This is a genomic window from Pedobacter mendelii, assembly GCF_014635725.1.
In the GTDB taxonomy this organism is placed as follows: Bacteria; Bacteroidota; Bacteroidia; order Sphingobacteriales; family Sphingobacteriaceae; genus Pedobacter; species Pedobacter mendelii.
Map to the genome: position 1 here is coordinate 24636 of NZ_BMDJ01000015.1, position 18618 is coordinate 43253.

General features: G+C 35.9%; 13 protein-coding genes. All 13 read right to left on the bottom strand.

What is annotated here, in order from left to right; genetic code table 11:
* Nucleotides 1-3 precede the first annotated feature (3 nt).
* Nucleotides 4-3063 carry a SusC/RagA family TonB-linked outer membrane protein gene (locus tag IEV50_RS18625; RefSeq protein ID WP_229746800.1) on the bottom strand — a complete coding sequence of 1020 codons (3060 nt, stop codon included), beginning with the start codon at nucleotides 3061-3063 and terminating at the stop codon, nucleotides 4-6.
* Nucleotides 3064-3786: 723 nt separating this feature from the next.
* Complete coding sequence (locus IEV50_RS18630; protein WP_188417270.1) at nucleotides 3787-3963, bottom strand: BF3379 family histone-like protein; 177 nt, start codon at nucleotides 3961-3963, stop codon at nucleotides 3787-3789.
* Nucleotides 3964-4225: 262 nt separating this feature from the next.
* Complete coding sequence (locus IEV50_RS18635) at nucleotides 4226-5467, bottom strand: aminotransferase class I/II-fold pyridoxal phosphate-dependent enzyme (RefSeq protein ID WP_188417273.1); 1242 nt, start codon at nucleotides 5465-5467, stop codon at nucleotides 4226-4228.
* A 169-nt stretch (nucleotides 5468-5636) separates the two neighbouring features.
* Entirely contained in the window at nucleotides 5637-7250 is a 1614-nt protein-coding gene (ftsZ, locus tag IEV50_RS18640; RefSeq protein ID WP_188417275.1) for a cell division protein FtsZ, read from the bottom strand.
* A 128-nt stretch (nucleotides 7251-7378) separates the two neighbouring features.
* Nucleotides 7379-8737: a cell division protein FtsA gene (gene ftsA / locus IEV50_RS18645; RefSeq protein WP_188417276.1), complete on the bottom strand. Its 1359-nt coding sequence runs from the start codon at nucleotides 8735-8737 to the stop codon at nucleotides 7379-7381.
* Between the two features lie 45 nt (nucleotides 8738-8782).
* Nucleotides 8783-9979 (bottom strand): cell division protein FtsQ/DivIB, encoded by a 1197-nt coding sequence (locus IEV50_RS18650; protein ID WP_229746801.1) that lies wholly within the window; start codon nucleotides 9977-9979, stop codon nucleotides 8783-8785.
* Nucleotides 9972-11327 carry a UDP-N-acetylmuramate--L-alanine ligase gene (murC, locus tag IEV50_RS18655; protein WP_188417278.1) on the bottom strand — a complete coding sequence of 452 codons (1356 nt, stop codon included), beginning with the start codon at nucleotides 11325-11327 and terminating at the stop codon, nucleotides 9972-9974. Before murC ends, IEV50_RS18650 begins: the two co-directional genes overlap by 8 nt.
* A gap of 116 nt (nucleotides 11328-11443) precedes the next feature.
* Nucleotides 11444-12550 (bottom strand): undecaprenyldiphospho-muramoylpentapeptide beta-N-acetylglucosaminyltransferase, encoded by a 1107-nt coding sequence (murG, locus tag IEV50_RS18660; RefSeq protein ID WP_188417280.1) that lies wholly within the window; start codon nucleotides 12548-12550, stop codon nucleotides 11444-11446.
* Between the two features lie 142 nt (nucleotides 12551-12692).
* Nucleotides 12693-13016, bottom strand: a complete 324-nt coding sequence (locus IEV50_RS18665; RefSeq protein ID WP_188417282.1) for a four helix bundle protein — start codon at nucleotides 13014-13016, stop codon at nucleotides 12693-12695.
* A gap of 133 nt (nucleotides 13017-13149) precedes the next feature.
* Entirely contained in the window at nucleotides 13150-14343 is a 1194-nt protein-coding gene (locus tag IEV50_RS18670; protein ID WP_188417284.1) for an FtsW/RodA/SpoVE family cell cycle protein, read from the bottom strand.
* A 14-nt stretch (nucleotides 14344-14357) separates the two neighbouring features.
* Nucleotides 14358-15746 (bottom strand): UDP-N-acetylmuramoyl-L-alanine--D-glutamate ligase, encoded by a 1389-nt coding sequence (gene murD / locus IEV50_RS18675; RefSeq protein ID WP_229746802.1) that lies wholly within the window; start codon nucleotides 15744-15746, stop codon nucleotides 14358-14360.
* Nucleotides 15747-15762: 16 nt separating this feature from the next.
* The gene (gene mraY / locus IEV50_RS18680) at nucleotides 15763-17010 is read right to left on the bottom strand and encodes a phospho-N-acetylmuramoyl-pentapeptide-transferase (RefSeq protein WP_188417286.1); all 1248 of its coding nucleotides are present in this window, start codon (nucleotides 17008-17010) and stop codon (nucleotides 15763-15765) included.
* A complete protein-coding gene (locus tag IEV50_RS18685; protein ID WP_188417288.1) occupies nucleotides 17010-18467 on the bottom strand; it encodes a UDP-N-acetylmuramoyl-L-alanyl-D-glutamate--2,6-diaminopimelate ligase in 1458 nt (485 codons plus the stop codon). Before IEV50_RS18685 ends, mraY begins: the two co-directional genes overlap by 1 nt.
* Nucleotides 18468-18618: the final 151 nt, after the last annotated feature.

The window sequence follows — 18618 nt, forward strand, 5'->3', positions numbered from 1 at the left end:
TGTTTATAGGGTTAGGTTTATGCCGAAAGAATATGTTTTTAAAGTTGGATAAGAAGCTCTCGCTGAAGGTGTTTCAGGATCGAAATCTTTTAATCGTTTATCTCCTCTTATTGTAAATGGATTATTACTTGAAGCATATACCCTTAAACCTCCAATTTTTAATTTATCTAAAACCTTTTTAGGTAGGCTGTATCCTAAAGCAATTGTTTTTACTCTAAAATAATCAGCATTAAATAGCCAGAAATCAGACTGAACGAGGTTTTGACTGTTATCTGCAGAGATTAAAACTCTTGGGTACACAGCATTTGGATTTGGATTAGCAGCTGTCCACCTTTCCAAAACATAAGATTTTGCACCTGCACTATTAAAAAATGCCTGAGATGCCTCACTCTCTAAATAAACTTTTACATCATTCACACCCTGACCCAAAACCGAAAAATCGAAATTTTTATAATTTGCTGTAAAATTAATTCCATATATAAAATACGGAACATCATTACCTGTAATTACACGATCATCTCCATCAATTTTTTTATCTCCATTTTGATCAACATATTTAATATCACCGGCTTTCGTTGCTGTAGATTGGAATGCATGCGAGGCAACTTCAGCATTTGAAGAAAACAAACCGTCAGACTGGTACATGTAAAATGAACCAATAGCTTGTCCTACCCTATTGATGTAATAACCGCTAGGTGCTGTTTCGTTAGTACCACCTAAATCAACAACTTTATTCCAAATTTTACTTACGTTACCACCAATTGAATAAGTAAAATCATTAACTTTTCCATTGTAGCTTAAAGAAAGTTCGAATCCTCTGTTTCTTACCTGACCAAGGTTTATTGATGGTGCTTCACCCGAAGCCAATCCCGCTTCTGCTGGAATGTTGGGATTAGACAGTAAAATATCTTTGGTTAATCTGTTGAATACATCTACTTGTAGGTTAAATGATTTAAACAAAGTTGCATCTAAACCAGCATTGTACATATCAACCTTTTCCCAGCTTAACAAATTGTTAAATATTTTACCAGGGTAAACGCCATCTTGTTTTGTTTCATCCAAAATCACCACTGTACCAGTGTTTAAGCCATCATAGAAATCGTAATTTCCTACGTTGTTAATATTACCCAATTTACCGTATGATAATCTAAGCTTTAATTCATTAACTGCTCTAACATCTTGCATGAAACTTTCTTTTGAAATACGCCAGGCAGCAGAAAATGAAGGATATAAGCCACTTCTATTTCCTGAGGCAAATTGAGATGATGCATCGTTTCTTAAACTAGCTTCTAATAAATATGTATCGTTAAATGAATAGTTTAATCGGCCAAAAACTGAAGCAAAAGCACGCTGTTGAATTCCACCACTTGCCGTTGTATTTTCTGGCAATTGCGAACCACCGTTAATTGCATTTAAATCGTTATTTACAAAATTTTTGCGAATGGTACTGATAGTTCGATTGTTATAGTTTTCATAAGATGCGCCCACTAAAGCTTTAAAATAATGCTTACCAACTGTTTTTTCATAATTCGCAGTTGCCTGTGCTAACATTCTACCAGTGTTTTCCCAAGATTCTGTTAGTTGATTGGTGGTTACAGCTGTACTTGCAATTGGCAATCCGGTAAAGAAATTATTAATGGGATTCATTGTGTTTATGAATGCGCTATTTAATGTATTGTAAAAATTGTAAGAGAACAAGCCGCCAATCTCTAGACCTTTTACCGGAGTGTAAGTTCCATTTAAATTGCCAATGAAGCGGTTTGTATTGTAAGAGTTTCTTCCTCCTTCTTCTAATTTTCTCAAGGTGTTATCACGTGCCAAAGTTGCATCAATAATACCTCCATTAACACTTCCCCATTGTCCATTAGTTTGCTTTGCTACTAAAAGAGGGGTTTCTCTTGATAATGTTGTAAAATTAATCGCACCTTTTTCATTATCGAAACCATCTCTTACAAACGAAAGATTGGTACTAATTTTAAATTTTTCCGAAACCTGGTTTTCCATATTTGCTCTTAATGAATAGCGCTTTAAATCTTTACCAGGAATTAATGAATTTTGAGTAAAATATGCACCACTTAAATAATACCTCGTTTTATCTCCACCAGAAATATTAAGTTGGTGTTCCATCATTGGTGCATTTTTTTTAAGCGTTAATGCAAACCAATCATTATCAGGATATTTATCGGGATCAGATTGATTTTTGATTATATCTAATGCTGTGGCAGAGTAAACTACAGATTTTCCTGCATTTGTAGCAGCTTCATTTCGTAGTACAGCATAATCGTAAGCACCAACAAAATCAGGAAGATACAAAGCAGTTTGATTTCCATAATAAGCATTATAGGTAACCTTAGCTGCGCCACTTCCTTTTTTGGTAGTAACTAAAATTACTCCGTAAGCTGCTCTGGAGCCATAAATTGAAGATGATGAAGCATCTTTTAACACAGAGATGTTTTCTACATCATTTGAATTGATACGGGCAAAATCTCCGGAAGGTACGATTACTCCATCGACAACGTATAATGGTTCTGATGCGCCTAAGTTACCTCTACCCCTTACATTTATACTTCCTAAATCAGCGCCAACATCTCCAGGAGTAGATTTAATGGCCATACCTGGCACTGTTCCCTGTAGTGCATTTATAAGCGAAGTTACAGGTCTGTTAACTATTGCCTTAGTATTTACGGTGTTTACTGCGCCTGAGAGGTTAATCTTTTTTTGAGTACCATAACCTACAACCACTACTTCATCTAAATTGGATAATGGTGCATCTGCAAGTGTTACATTAATTTCATTCTTATTGTTTATTGCAATCTCTTGCATGTTATATCCAATAAAAGAAAAAGTTAGTGTAGAATTAGCCGGAGCACTAATAACATAAATTCCATCAGGACTAGTGGCCACCCCAAGCGAGGTTCCTTTTACCCTTACGCTTACACCCGGTAATGGTTGCCCGCTATTATCTTTCACTACACCTTTAATACTAATTTGCGCATAACTCATTAGTGATAGAAAAGCACAAATACTGGTTAGGAATATTTTTCTTCTATTTTTTTTTACCATAAGACATTTTGTTAATTAGTTGTTTAGTTATGGTAAAAATATATTAATAATGAAGGCCAGAGCAGTTTTTACGGATACAAAATGCAGACAAACGTTTGATTCCTATCAAAACAATAGATTTCAGAAAGACCTATTTCTGTACAGAATCTTAGTATTTACCGCAAGTTGAATAAACATAAGCCATATGTTAATCAGAATATTGAAGTTGGGGAAAGAATAAATTGTAATGCTTACTACCTAACTACTACAATTAAGAATTGAGGCAGTATTTCAATTATAATTCTGGAATTGAATTGTAGAAATTTTTAAACGAGATATTTTTATGGTCAAACGATTGCGCAGAGAAATATTCTTATAGAGAATATTGAATATTTTTATAAAAACTATGAAATAGCAATTGAATTGATTTAACCTATTTTTGAGCATTAAATTGCTTACTAAAAGTTAAAGTAAATTTCAATCCGAAACTGATAATTAGAATACATCAAACATTTTCATACTTCTAAACTGAGCTAGCTGTATTCTCTAATTTTGAAGGAAAGTAACATTCAAATAATACTATATAAAAAAAAAGGCTGTCTCATAAATACAAAATGTCATCCTTAGCCTGTCGAAGTATTCTCAAAACTGACTTTTAAGGCGTTTCGACAAGCTCAACGTGACAAGGTGCAAAGATAAATTGATTTATGAGACAGCCTCTGTTTTTAAAATATATTTATTCGCCTAAGCTTTATTTTTCGTATCCTGAACTTCTAAACGAATGGCCTGCGCTAAATTTTTCAAATCTTGCATGCCTTTACGTATGCGTGTACCCGCTGCACTATTTCCTTTTGTATAAAACTTGTCTGCATCAGCTTCTAAAGCTGAAATTAAACTTTTGACTTCTTCGAATTTTTTCATTTTAATGGCTCCTGTAAATTTTAGGTTTTTAGTTTTGATTTTTTGTACCTCTAATTTAACGTGTTTAATTAAATAAAAAAACTTTTATCGGCACAAAAAAAAGCCTCTAAGTTGCTTTTTTTCCACATTTTAAACGTTTATGAACATCTATATTATAAAAAAAATAAATTAAATGACTAAAAATCAAATAAATTCAAAAAAAACAGCAAACAGTAAAGCCCTTTAAAATGAATTAAAGGGCTTTATAAATATTAATTTAAGCCTAAACTGCGGCGAATTGATTCTCTTTATAATAACCGTTTTCCAGTTTTTGAGAAACCTCACTAAATGCATCCAGCGTACGCTGTACATCTTCAAGGGTGTGAACTGCAGTTGGAATAAGGCGTAATTCTATTAAACCTTTTGGAATTACCGGAAAGATTACGATTGAGCAAAATATTCCGTAGTTCTCACGCAAATCATAAGTAATGGCCGTAGCATCAGTTAATTCTCCTTTTAAGAAAACAGGTGTTACCACGGTATCAGTAATACCTAAATCCAAACCACGTTCACGTAAACCCTTTTGTAAAGCCATCGCTATTTCCCAGAGTTTATCTTTAAGTTCGGGTTTTGTTTTCAAAAGTTCTAACCGTTTTAACAATCCGATAACCATTGGCATAGGCAATGCTTTGGCAAAAGTTTGAGAACGCATATTGTATCTCAGGAAGTTGGTAATATCAACCGTTGAAGCAACGAAAGCACCAATACCAGCCATAGATTTTGCAAAAGTTGAAAAATAAACATCGATATCTTCAATACAATCCTGCGCCTCGTGCGTACCCGCTCCTGTTTTACCCATCGTACCAAAACCATGTGCATCATCAACCAAAATACGGAAAGTAAATTCCTTTTTAAGTTCGATGAGTTCTTTTAATTTTCCCTGAGCACCACTCATTCCGAAAACACCTTCTGTAATTAAAAGAATACCCCCACCTGTTTCTTCAACCAGCTTTGTAGCACGTTCTAATTGTTTGCGGGCACTTTCAACATCATTGTGCTTATAAACGAAGCGTTTGCCCATATGCAGACGTAAGCCATCAACAATACAAGCGTGAGACTCTGCGTCATAAACAACAACATCATTTCTATCAACTAAAGTATCGATAATAGAAACCATACCCTGATAACCGAAATTTAATAAAAAGGCATCAGGCTTACCAACAAATTCAGCTAATTCTTGCTCTAATTGCTCATGATATTTTGAGTTACCGCTCATCATACGTGCACCCATCGGGTAAGCCATTCCAAACTTAGCAGCTGCTTCCTCATCTGCTTTTCTAACTTCAGGATGATTGGCCAAACCTAAATAATTGTTTAAGCTCCAAACCAAATGTTCTTTTCCGTTAAATTGCATGTGTGGTGCAATTTCTCCTTCTAATTTTGGAAACGAGAAATACCCATGAGACCATTTCTGGTGTTGCCCTAAGGGGCCCATGTGTTTCGTTATCTTATCAAATATATCCAATGTAATATGTATTTATTGTATTTAAATTGTTGCGAATTTAAGGTTTATTCAGCTTAAAATCAACCCGATTCATCTTTGTGATGTCAATTAAGAAAATTTAACAATCTAATTTTATGCCAAAAAAGCCCCGAGTACATATTCGGGGCCTTAAAATTATATTTGGTTTACATTAATCAACATTATCATGCAGGAAAGAATTGTTAGGTTTTATCTCAGTTCCCCCATCTTCATCATTGCTCAAAGTAAAACGACTAATCTGTGATTCTGAAGAATGCTGAACTTGTTGCAACTGCATTTGTTTACGTTTATAAGCAGGTTCATTTTCCAATTCTTGCAAACCATTTGTAGTACGAAGTTTCATGCTTAAATCTTTTAGACGCATTATACGTTCTCTTGATTTTTTTAGCTGTTCCTCTACCGATTCATCATTTTGGTTATCATCTAAACCAGCAATAGGTAATTCTGGTTCAGGCTCAGGCATTGCAGTAACAGGTTCAAATACAAACTCTGTTTCCGCCAGCTTAATTTCAAATTCAAAACCAGTTTCAGCAGGTGCTTCTGCCTGTGGCTCTTCTTCTACTAAAGTATGGCGAACCACATTATTTTCTGGCTCCTGATACTTTGGAGCTTCTGGCTTACTGAACATTCCGCCGAATAAGTCAGCTTGCGGAGCTTCTTCTTTTGTTTTTAAAACAGGTTCGTAAGATGGAACCGATTTAGGTTGTATAAAAGAATTAACAGGCTCAACAGCTCTAACTAACGGTGCTTCTTCTGGTGTTAATAATGATATTTTTTTCTTATTTTTTTCTTCATTTACGCGTTGCTCAGAGGTTTGGAAACCCGTAGCAATGATGGTAACAGAAAGTCTGTCACCTAAAGTTTCATCTGTACAATTACCCCATATCAAATCTGCAGATAAACCTGCCTTTTCTTGAATATAATCAGTAATTATCGAAACCTCATCCATGGTTACCTCACGTAAACCAGAACTTATGTTTAATAAAATATAACGAGCACCCTCAATTTCATTGTCTTTTAACAGTGGAGATGCAAGCGCACCTTCAACGGCTGTTAAAGCACGGTCTTCTCCATCGGCTGCAAAGCTACCCATAATCGCCACACCGCTATCTTTCATCACAGTGCGTACATCTTTAAAATCCACGTTTATGTAACCTGGAACTGTAATAATCTCTGCGATGCCTTTCGCGGCTGTTGTTAAAATATCGTCAGCCTGACCAAATGCAGAGCCTAAAGTCAGATTACCGAATATTTCACGCAATCTGTCGTTAGAAATAACAAGATAAGAATCTACATATTTCTTCAACTCTTCCATACCTTCATCAGCCTGTAACCTACGTCGCTTGCCCTCAAAAGAAAATGGTGTTGTTATAATTGCTACAGTCAAAATATCAAGTTCTTTAGCAGCTTTGGCAATAATAGGGCTTGCGCCCGTACCTGTTCCACCACCCATTCCTGCTGTTATAAACAACATTTTGGTGGTGCTACCAAGCATGGCTTTTATATCATCTATATTTTCTATTGCCGAGTTTTTTCCAACTTCAGGAATAGAACCGGCACCCATTCCTTCAGTTAAGCTTGCGCCTAATTGTACCTTGTTAGGTATAGGACTAGATTCCAAAGCCTGGGCATCGGTATTACAAATAATAAAATCCACACCAGTAATACCCGACAGGTACATATGGTTTACTGCGTTGCCGCCACCGCCCCCAACACCAATTACTTTGATGATTGACGACTTATCTTTTAACATTTCGAACTGCATAATCTTATGAATCAGTTGTTTAAAATTCTTAAATTCTGTTCATTACCAAACGTAATATTAACACTTTTTCAACATAGGTTTTCCACAAGTGTTCATAATGTGGAAAACTCATCTTTTGTTGAAAAAAATTAGCTTTTAAGGTAATCTTCATCGCTAACGTCCATGTCATCCTGAATGAAAGTCCTGGTTTTCGCAAGTAACTTATCAAATAAACCTGGTCCGCGTTTTTCCTTTTCTTTTGCTGTTTTTGGTTTTTCTACAAAAACACCAGGTTGTTTCATTTCTTCAATCAACTCTTCAGCTTTTTGAATTCCTTTAATTAATAAACCCACGCTGGTGGCATACATCGGACTTTTTAAATCATCGTAAATGGTTTTCGGCATATCTTCATATTTAGATAAATGCTCATTTGGATAACCAATGCGACAATCTAAACCTGTTACATATTCAACAGCCTGACTTAAGTGTTTTAATAAAGCGCCACCACCGGTAATCACAATACCGCCAATTAATTTTTTCTCGTAACCCGACGCTTTAATTTCATAATAAACATGCTCGATGATTTCTTCCATTCGAGCCTGGATTACGTAAGCCAGGTTTTTTACTGAAATTTCTTTCGGCTCTCTTCCGCGTAATCCTGGTACACAAATAATTTCGTTTTCTTTATTTTCTTCGGCTAAGGCAGAACCGAAACGCGTTTTTAATAACTCGGCCTGGTTGCGCATTACAGAACAACCTTCGCGTATATCTTCGGTAACGCTATTGCCACCGAATGGAATAACTGCCGTGTGACGGATAATGCCTTCATGAAAAATCGCAATATCAGTTGTACCACCACCAATATCAACCAATGCAATACCAGCTTCTTTTTCTTCATCGCTCAACACCGATTCAGAAGAAGCCAGCGGCTCAAGAATTAAATCCTGAGTTTGCAGACCAGCATTGTTTACACATTTAATAATATTTTTTACAGCAGTAACCTGACCTGAAATAATATGGAAATTAGCTTCTAAACGAACGCCAGCCATCCCAATCGGATCTTTAATACCAGGTTCATTATCGATGGTAAATTCCTGAGGCAAAACATGGATAATTTCCTCACCTGGAGGCATAACCAGTTTAAACATATCATCGATTAGTTTATCAATATCCTTCTTTCCTATTTCGTTGTTTAATTCCCTTCTGGTTAAGATACCCCGGTGTTGAAGACTTTTGATGTGCTGACCTGCAATACCCACATTCACAACTTGTATCTCTACATTAGATTGGCCGCTCGCAACTTCTACAGCTTGAGCAATCCCTTGAACGGTTTTCTGAATGTTAGAAACCACTCCTCGGGTTACGCCTGCAGATTCGGCTTTGCCAATGCCTAAAACTTCTATTTTGCCATGCTGTGTCCTGCGGCCTACAATAACACATATTTTTGTAGTACCAATATCCAGGCCAACTACAATTGGAGACTGACTGGTAAATTTTGCCTTGTCCATATTCGTTAATTTTGTTGAGTTATATATTTTATTTTCAGAGGGATCTTATTTATTCTTTTTTTCTGTTGTTGTTTTTTTCTGATTTGTTTCAGGTTTAATTGCCTTGGCACCTGCCATTTTCGCTGCAAAAGTTTTATCCTTTTTGGCTTCTGGTTTTGAATCTGAAGTTTTAGGTTTCTCCTTTTTCTCATCTGCCTTAGGCGTTACTGCCTTTGGCTTTTCTTTCTTCACTTCGGATTTTGTTTCAGCAGGTTTAGGTTTCGGGGCTTCCGTTTTAACAACCTTTGGCTTTAATGCAGCTACAACTGGCTGCTCATCACGCTGATCGGATTCCCTATCTTCTTTTACTTCGCCATTTTTAATGGCCTGCCCGATAACATCTCTTATTAAAGAATCTGATACCTTTCTGGTTATATTCAAACTATCTGCAGCGGTAAATTCTTTAGGTCTTTTAGCCATTAATGATGAATCTCTTTTCTCACAAACAATCTGATTGGTGTACTTAATATTTATTGTTCTATAAGTTTCCCACCCAACTTGCGGCATAGCTTTTTTATAGAAGATTAACAGATTTTTCATTTTTTTGTCTAAAGAATCTGCGCTGCCTAATATTATACGCTGATTCCCAACTCTTGGTATCAATTCGATATCATTTTTACCATCAACAATAATTTGTTCAATCTGATTATCCCAAAGTGTATCTTTTTTAATGTATTGTGCTGTTTTATATAAATCACGAGCCATTTGTGTTCTTAAAGTATCAACACGCGTACCAAAAACCTCCTGAATATTCCCAGTAGCAACAAGGACATCCGCCGTAAAGTTTGGCGAAATCGGCATTTTTAGCCCATCGTTATCAATATAAAAATCCTGCCCCAAAGAATTTAAAATCCTTAGGATTGGTTGTCTTTGCTTAATCTCTATGCGAAGTACGCCATCCATATCTGCATAAACTTTTGCAAAACCGATGTAGGGATTAGATTGAAGCTTTTGTTCAATTTGGTGAATATTTATCTGTTCTAAATTCCGTCCAACTAAAACGCCCTGATCTTCTCGTAAAATCTGATCAACTTCTTCACGTTCGATAAAATTATCAGCACCCGGAATTAATATTTTTACTTCGGTACATTTAACGGTTTGCTTTTTTACGTTGATGAAACTTAAAAGCACCACTACACCTGCAAGACTGATTAGCCAAGCGAAGCCAGTAAAAATTGCGCTCCAGTTTATCCGATTAAGCATTATTTATAATGTTTTTTAATGGTTCAATTAATGTATCTACATCACCTGCGCCAACTGTTAAAAGTAATTCAGGTTTAGTTTGTTTAACATGCTGAATAACAAAATCTTTTCCACATACTTTCTTATCCTCCAATGTAATTTTATCAAGCAAATATTGACCATTAATGCCTTCAATCGGTAATTCCCTTGCTGGATAAATTTCCAATAACATTAGTTCATCAGCTGTGCTTAAAACTTTTGCAAATTCATCAGCAAAATCCCGCGTTCTGGTAAACAAATGTGGTTGAAAAATAACCGTTAATTTTTTATATGGATAGAGTTGTCTTACCGCATCAAAGCAAGCTTTTAATTCTTCAGGGTGATGTGCATAATCGTCGATATAAATCTGTTTATCGTTATTCACTACATATTCAAATCTTCTTTTAACGCCTTTGAAGTTTGCAACGGCTTGCTTAATTTTTTCAGTATCAATGCCGAGTTGTAGAGCGATGGCAATTGCAACCGCTGTGTTTTCAACATTATGTTTACCAGGCAACATCAAACTCAAATCTTTTATGGTGTAGTTTACATCAGAATAATCGAAAATAAATTTTGATCCTTCTACGCGAAGATTTTCAGCCCTCGCATCAGCAGATGAACTTGCCGCATAGCTTACACTATTTTGAATAGGTAAACCTTCGTGAGCGTATACATGACCACCAGATTTTAGCTGTCCTGCAAAGAGATGAAATGATTCTTCCAGCTTACTTTTATCTCCATAAATATCGAGGTGATCAGCATCCATGGAAGTTATAACGGCCACATCAGGATGTAAAGTTAAAAATGATCTGTCGTATTCATCTGCTTCAACAACTACTACATTGTTATTTCCAAATAGAACATTGCTGTTATAATTACTTGTAATACCACCTAAAAAAGCCGTACAATCGTAACCGGTATCTTTTAAAATATGAGCAACAATTGATGATGTTGTAGTTTTACCATGCGTACCGGCAACTGCAATACAGAACATACCTTTACTAATAATACCTAAAACCTCTGAACGTTTTTTAAGGCTAAAACCTTTGTTTATAAATTGATTTAAAATTTTCGAATCTTTTGGAATGGCAGGTGTGTAAACAATTAACGTTTCATCATGATTATCCTGAAATTCAAATGGCAAAGAAGCTGCTTCATCCATATATGAAATAACAATTCCTTCCTGCTCCAGAGTTTCAGTTAGCTTGGTGCGGGTTTTATCGTAACCACACACTAACTGGCCTCGCTTAGCAAAATAACGGGCAATAGCACTCATACCGATACCACCGATACCAACAAAATACACCCTATTTATTTTACTTAATTCCATATTTTTAAGCTGAAAGTAGAAGCTACCTTTCAAATCGTTTAATTTTTTTAGCTTCGAGATTGTTTCTTAAATGCAATAACGTTTTGTAATTGCTTTGGTCTTTCGGTTTTATTCTTTTATCTTTTTATCAATTTTAAAACTTCATTAGCTATAATTTCATCAGCATTTGGAAGTCCCATTTTCCCAATATTATCAGATAAAGTAGCGCAAGTGCTTTTATCATTTAACAGCTTTAAAGCTTCTGACACCAATGTATCTTCAGCAGACCTATCATTAATTAATACAGCGGCATTGTTTTTCACTAAAGCCAATGCATTTTTAGTTTGATGATCTTCAGCCACATTTGGCGAAGGCACTAAAATCACTGGCTTTTTAATCAGACATAATTCTGCAATGGTTCCTGCGCCTGCTCTACTAATAATTACATCGGCAGCAGCATAAGCCAAATCCATTTTATTCAAAAACTCTAAAATCCGAACATTTGGATGATAGTCTGGTCCTAATCTTTCGATAATTCCTTTATAATAGAATTTACCTGTTTGCCATATCACCTGAACATCTTGCGCTATGATTTCAGGTAGGTGTTTTTCAATACTTTTATTTAAAGTGCCTGCTCCTAGGCTACCACCGGTTACCAAAATAGTTCTCTTTTGCGGATCCAGTTTCAAAAGTTCAGCACCCGAAAAATGTTTTCCCTTAATATCTATAACTTCCAGACGAACCGGATTTCCTGTTTTTAATGTTTTATCTGCCGAAAAAAACTGTTCCATATCATCAAAAGCGACACAAATTTTGGAAGCCTTTTTCCCAAGCCACTTATTGGTTACACCAGCATAAGAATTCTGTTCCTGGATGAGGTAAGGAATGCCTTTCAATGATGCAGCATACAATAACGGACCTGAAGCATAACCGCCAACACCAACTACTGCATCTGGCTTAAAATCAATTATCAGTTGCAATGCTTTGCGAACACTTCCTAAAACTTTAAACGGTAAAGCCAGATTCTTTACAATTGAGCCACGCTGTATTCCACTAATATTTAAGCCAACAATTTTATATCCTGCTGCAGGAACTTTTTCCATTTCCATACGGCCTGTTGCACCCACAAACAATATTTCACAGGCAGGCACAATACGTTTTAATGCATTGGCAATGGCAATGGCGGGAAATATGTGCCCGCCTGTGCCACCTCCTGATATGATAATTTTTGGGGAATTATTCATTTTTAATTAATTAGTGAATTTTGAATGAGTGATTGAATGAATTTTACAAGCGATTGCTTCATTCAATAATTCTATCATCTTAATTCAATTATTGTTTATTAGTACTTAATGTTTTTCTTTCTTTGGCCACAATGGCTAAAATTTAATTTACTTCTTTTAATAGTGGTTGAGCACTCAAAGAATCTGTAATATTTGATTCTGTTAAAATTTCAATCCAAAATGCTGTTTCATCAGCTTCTTCAACAACTATACTGAGTTTTGCATAAAACTCAGCCTTTGATCTGCTTCTGCAGGCAGCTCTGTAATTAGCTCCAACTGATGATGCAGATCGAATAAATTGCCTTCCAATTATTCTGGCCTCTTCTGCCTTTGGAAGTGATTGATAAAACCTTATCGAATCTAAAACAAGCTTTTTTGTTCTCGCCTTTATTGCAGTAACAAAATCTACTTTAGTTGCATGCTCCATCGTTATTTAAATAAATTAATAAAAAAAACTTTGGGATGCTTTATTCAATCACTCTCTCATTCAATCATTCTCTCACTCTCTCATTCAATCACTCCCTCATTCACCAATTCAACACCCTCTCATTCAACATTTTTTATCCAAATGCCGGTATCTCACCAACTATTACTTTATTACTAACTTTTGTTTTATCTGGTACTGCTTTACCCGCAACATTTTCTTCAACATCACGGCTAACACTTAAAATAATACCGAAAGCCACACTGGTAAATATCATCGATGTTCCACCCATACTTACTAATGGAAGTGGAACGCCAGTAACTGGACCTAAACCAACCGCTACAGCCATATTTGCAAAAGCCTGTATCGTTAAACTGAAACTCAAACCGGCAGCTAGCAATGCACCAAATGCTTTGGGTGCCCGGGTTACTATTTTTATACATCGGTATAAAAGCACCAGGTAAAGTATCATAATCACCATTCCTCCAAACGTTCCCCATTCCTCAATAATAATGGCAAAAATAAAATCAGAATAAGGGTGCGGTAAGAAATTGCGTTGTGTACTATTACCTGGTCCTTTACCGAAAACACCACCAGTAGCCAAGGCAATTTTTGCCTGATCTGCCTGGAAAGTTTTGTCAGAATGTTGCTGCTCTGGATGTACGAAAGTTTTGATCCTTGAAATATATGTTTTCCCTCGGGGACCAAATAATAAAACGATAACCAATAAAATGCCACCAGCAAAACTGACGATTGCAATTTGCTTAATACTAATCCTGCCAATTATTAAAAGCAAAATACTTACGCCAAACAGCATCATTGCCGTCGACATATTTGCATATGCAATTAGAACAGTTACTAAACATACTGAACCAATGATAGGAACAAAAGATTCTTTGATATCCTTTATATTTTCCTGTTTTCGGGATAGCATTCGAGCAAGAAAAGTTATGAGTGCAAGCTTTGCCAAATCTGAAGTTTGAAAAGTCAACCCAATAACTGGAATTTTCACCCAGCGAGAAGCATCGTTAACATGTGCTCCAAAAATTAGTGTGTAAACAAGCAAAGGAATTGTTATTATCATTAATATTTTAGAAATACCAGCATAATAGCGATAGTCTAGCAAATGGGATATGTATATCATCACAATACCCATTACCACAAAAATAAAATGTTTAAATAAAAACAACTTTTCAACCGCCTCGCCCCTTTTGTAAGCGAGCGTACCTGTAGCGCTGTAAACTGCCATTACAGATATTAGCGAAAGCAGGATGATGATTAACCAAATCCATCTGTCGCCTTTTGTTTTATTAAGTAACGTTTGAAACATCTGTTAACCTCCTTTTATAATTCTTTTACTGCCGCTTTAAACTGGTTACCGCGATCTTCATAATTTTTAAACAAATCAAAACTTGCACAAGCCGGAGAAAGTAAAACGGCATCTCCGCGCTTGGCCAAATGGAAAGCAATTTGTGTAGCCTCCTCTGCCGAAAATGTATTAACAATAACTTCTACATCATCTTCAAAGGCATCGTGAATGCGTTTATTATCTTTACCTAAACAAACAATTGCTTTAACTTTACTTTTAACCAAATCCTTAAGCATGTTGTAGTCGTTTCCTTTATCTACGCCGCCCATTATTAAAACCACATCTGTTGTCATGCTTTCCAAAGCATACCATGTAGAATTTACATTAGTTGCCTTACTATCATTAATGAAATCAATTCCTGAAATTTTGGCCACATGTTCTAACCTGTGCTCAATATTTTTAAAACTGCCCATACTTTCACGAATGGTTTCATTCCTTAACTCTAAAACCTTCGCTACAATACCAGAAGCCATGGAGTTGTAAATGTTGTGCTTGCCCTGTAAGGCTAATTCTGTAATAGACATGGTTAATTCTTTATTTGGTTCTGTAAGGATGTGTATTGTATTGTGTTCTAAATAAGCTCCGCTTTCAATCTTTTTTGTGATTGAAAATGGATATGTTTTTGCTTCTATTCTAAAAATTTGAAGTGCTTTTAGGCTTTCTTCGTCATCTGCGCAATAGATAAAAACATCATTGTTGGTTTGATTCTGGATAATACGCATTTTCGATGCTGCATAATTTTCAAGTTTATAATCATACCTGTCTAAATGATCTGGAGTAATATTTAATAAAACGGCCACATCTGCTTTAAACTTAAACATATCATCGAGCATAAAACTTGATACCTCCAGCACATACCAATCGAAAGATTTATCAGCAACTTGTGCTGCAAAACTACTACCGATATTTCCGGCCAAACCCACATTTAACCCCGCATTTTTTAGGATATGATATGTAAGCAGACTTGTAGTGGATTTCCCGTTAGAGCCAGTAATGCAAACTGTTTTGGCATTCGTATATCTTTTAGCAAATTCAATTTCAGATACGACTGAAACACCCTTCGCAACTAGTTTTTTAATTATCGGAGCAGTTGCCGGAATGCCCGGGCTTTTTATTACCTCCGATGCATTTAGTATCAATGCTTCGGTATGTTGTTCCGATTCAAAAGGTATCGCCAACTTTTCAAGTGCAGCTTTATACTTATCTGTAATTACACCGTAATCCGAAACAAAAACATCGAATCCTTTCTGCTGCGCTAACTTTGCAGCGCCTGTACCACTTTCGCCAGCTCCCAAAATAACCACACGGTTTTGCCCTGCCATTCCTGACTTGGTATTATCGTTTGTATTTTGATTGGTGCTCATTTTTTTTATTCGTTTTTTACCTCAATTTCAATGTTACAATTGTCATTATTGCCAACATAATTCCTATAATCCAGAAGCGGGTAACAATTTTCGCTTCATGGTAACCTTTCTTCTGGTAATGGTGGTGCAGAGGTGCCATAAGTAAAATACGTCTACCTTCCCCAAATCTTTTCTTGCTGTATTTGAAGTAAGAAACTTGCATAATTACAGAGACCAATTCGATTAAGAAAATACCGCATAAAATCGGTATCAGTAATTCTTTACGAATCATAATTGCAAACGATGCGATTATGCCTCCAATTGCTAAACTTCCGGTATCGCCCATAAAAACCTGTGCAGGATAAGAGTTGTACCAAAGAAAACCGACACAGGCACCAACAAATGCACCTGCAAAAATCATGAGTTCGCCCGAATTAGGGATGTACATTATATTCAGGTAATCTGCAAAGCCAACGTTACCCGAAACATAAGCAAGGATACCAAGCGTTGTTCCGATTATGGCTGAAGTACCGGTTGCAAGCCCATCAATTCCATCTGTAATATTTGCACCGTTTGATACTGCCGTAATGATAAATACTGTAAAAGCCAGGAAAACAAGAAATGCATATTTCTCATAACCAGTTCCTAAAAACTTAAGTACTTTAGCGTAATCAAATTCGTTATTTTTATAAAATGGAATATTAGTCTTAGTTGATTTCACATCCTGTGTATAATAAAAGGTTTCGCCTTTCTGACGTAATACCATAGGTGCAGCATTGGTTGTTTTAACATTATCCTGAACGGTTTCTCTAACAACAATATTCGGGTTGTAATACATTGTCCACCCAACAATTAAACCTAAACCAACCTGACCAACAACTTTAAAACGACCAGCTAAACCTTCCTTATTTTTTTTAAAAACTTTAATATAATCATCCAAAAAGCCGATTGCACCCATCCAGATGGTGGTAACAATCATCAGAATCACATAAACATTTGTAATGTTCGCAAACAACAAAGTTGGTATCAGAATACCAAGTAAGATAATAATTCCACCCATTGTTGGTGTACCTTGTTTTTGCATCTGACCTTCAAGGCCTAAATTTCTTACCGTTTCACCAACTTGTTTTTTATGTAAATAATCTATCAGGCGGCGGCCATAAACCGTGGTGATTATCAATGAAAGTATAATGGACACCGAGGCACGGAATGTAATGTACTGGAACAACCTCAATCCAGGTATGTCATAATGCTTATATAGATATTCGAATAATAAGTATAACATTAGCTGCGAGGGTTAAATTGTTCAAGTAAAATTTCCTTATCATCAAAATGGTTCCGTACACCATTAATTTCCTGGTATTTTTCATGGCCCTTTCCAGCTACAAGAATAATATCGCCGCTTTTTGCCAAATGGCAAGCAGTTTTTATTGCTTCCTTTCTATCCAAAATGGATATTGTTTTACGCTTATTTGTTGGTGAAACCCCTGCTTCCATTTCATTTATGATAGCTTGAGGATCTTCAGTTCTTGGATTATCAGATGTCAGTATTACTTTATCGCTCCAGTCGCAGGCTACTTGAGCCATCACCGGGCGTTTAGTTTTATCTCTATCGCCACCGCAACCAATAACCGTTATTACCTGCTCTGTTCCTTTTCTAATATTAGCTATAGTACTTAAAACATTCTGAACTGCATCAGGTGTGTGCGCATAGTCTACAATTCCAATTATATTATCTGTCGAAATAATGTAATCGAAACGACCTTCAGCACCTGTCAAACTGCTTAGCAAAGTCAACACTTTTAGTTTATCCTGTTCTAAAAGAATTGCAGTTCCGTAAACAGCGAGCAAATTATAAGCATTAAAAGAACCAACCAGCTTAAAGTAAACATCTTCATTATCAATATCGAGATGCAAACCGCTAAACTGGTTTTCAATAATTTTAGCTTTGAAATCGGCCAATTGCTTTAAGGCATAGGTTTTTTTATAGGCCTTTGTATTCTGCAACATCACCATACCGTTCTTATCATCGATATTGGTTAATGCAAATGCTGATTTAGGCAGCACATCAAAAAATGCCTTTTTGGCTTTTAAATATTCATCAAAAGTTTTATGGAAATCAAGATGATCATGTGTCAGGTTTGAAAAAACACCACCTGAAAATGTTAAACCTTCAATTCTATGTTGTGCAACTGCGTGAGAGCTTACTTCCATAAAACAGTAATCGCAACCGGCATTAACCATATCACGAAGCAATGCATTTAATACAATCGGGTTTGGCGTTGTGTGCGTTGCGACAACAACAGTATCATTGATATAATTTTCTACCGTTGAAAGTAATCCTGTTTTATAACCCAAGTCTTTAAAAAGCTTAAATAAAATGGTTGCAATTGTAGTTTTACCATTTGTTCCGGTAATACCAATTAGTTTTAAATCGGCTGAAGGATTACCGTAAAAATTACCAGCCATTATACCCAAGGCTACTGAAGAGTTATCAACTTTTACATAGGTAACATCAAAATTGTCGATTTCGGGTAGGTTTTCACAAACAATCACTTTAGTACCTTGATCCACAGTTTGGTTTATAAAAAGGTGACCATCGGCCGCAGTACCAACAATAGCGAAGAAAACATCATCACTGGTAACTTTACGCGAATCGAAAGTAAGGGCATTGACTTCCCTGTCGGTTCTGCCAACCAATTCCTTTATTGTTACGCCGTATAGTAAATCCTGTAATTGCATTCCTTTTTTTAATTATTGAATGAGTGAATTTTGAATGAGTGAATGTTAAGCAAATCGCTACAATTCCATCATTCTCTAATTCAATCAACCTATCATTCCCTTTTTTAATTATTGAGTGAGTGAATTTTGAATGAGTGAATGTTAAGCAAAT

Coding starts and splice junctions, on each gene's coding strand:
- mraY (WP_188417286.1), bottom strand. CDS start 17,010: ATGTTATACTTATTATTCGAATATCTATATAAGCATTATGACATACCT.
- IEV50_RS18670 (WP_188417284.1), bottom strand. CDS start 14,343: ATGTTTCAAACGTTACTTAATAAAACAAAAGGCGACAGATGGATTTGG.
- IEV50_RS18630 (WP_188417270.1), bottom strand. CDS start 3,963: ATGAAAAAATTCGAAGAAGTCAAAAGTTTAATTTCAGCTTTAGAAGCT.
- IEV50_RS18650 (WP_229746801.1), bottom strand. CDS start 9,979: ATGCTTAATCGGATAAACTGGAGCGCAATTTTTACTGGCTTCGCTTGG.
- murG (WP_188417280.1), bottom strand. CDS start 12,550: ATGAATAATTCCCCAAAAATTATCATATCAGGAGGTGGCACAGGCGGG.
- ftsZ (WP_188417275.1), bottom strand. CDS start 7,250: ATGCAGTTCGAAATGTTAAAAGATAAGTCGTCAATCATCAAAGTAATT.
- murC (WP_188417278.1), bottom strand. CDS start 11,327: ATGGAATTAAGTAAAATAAATAGGGTGTATTTTGTTGGTATCGGTGGT.
- murD (WP_229746802.1), bottom strand. CDS start 15,746: ATGAGCACCAATCAAAATACAAACGATAATACCAAGTCAGGAATGGCA.
- IEV50_RS18625 (WP_229746800.1), bottom strand. CDS start 3,063: ATGGTAAAAAAAAATAGAAGAAAAATATTCCTAACCAGTATTTGTGCT.
- ftsA (WP_188417276.1), bottom strand. CDS start 8,737: ATGGACAAGGCAAAATTTACCAGTCAGTCTCCAATTGTAGTTGGCCTG.
- IEV50_RS18685 (WP_188417288.1), bottom strand. CDS start 18,467: ATGCAATTACAGGATTTACTATACGGCGTAACAATAAAGGAATTGGTT.
- IEV50_RS18665 (WP_188417282.1), bottom strand. CDS start 13,016: ATGGAGCATGCAACTAAAGTAGATTTTGTTACTGCAATAAAGGCGAGA.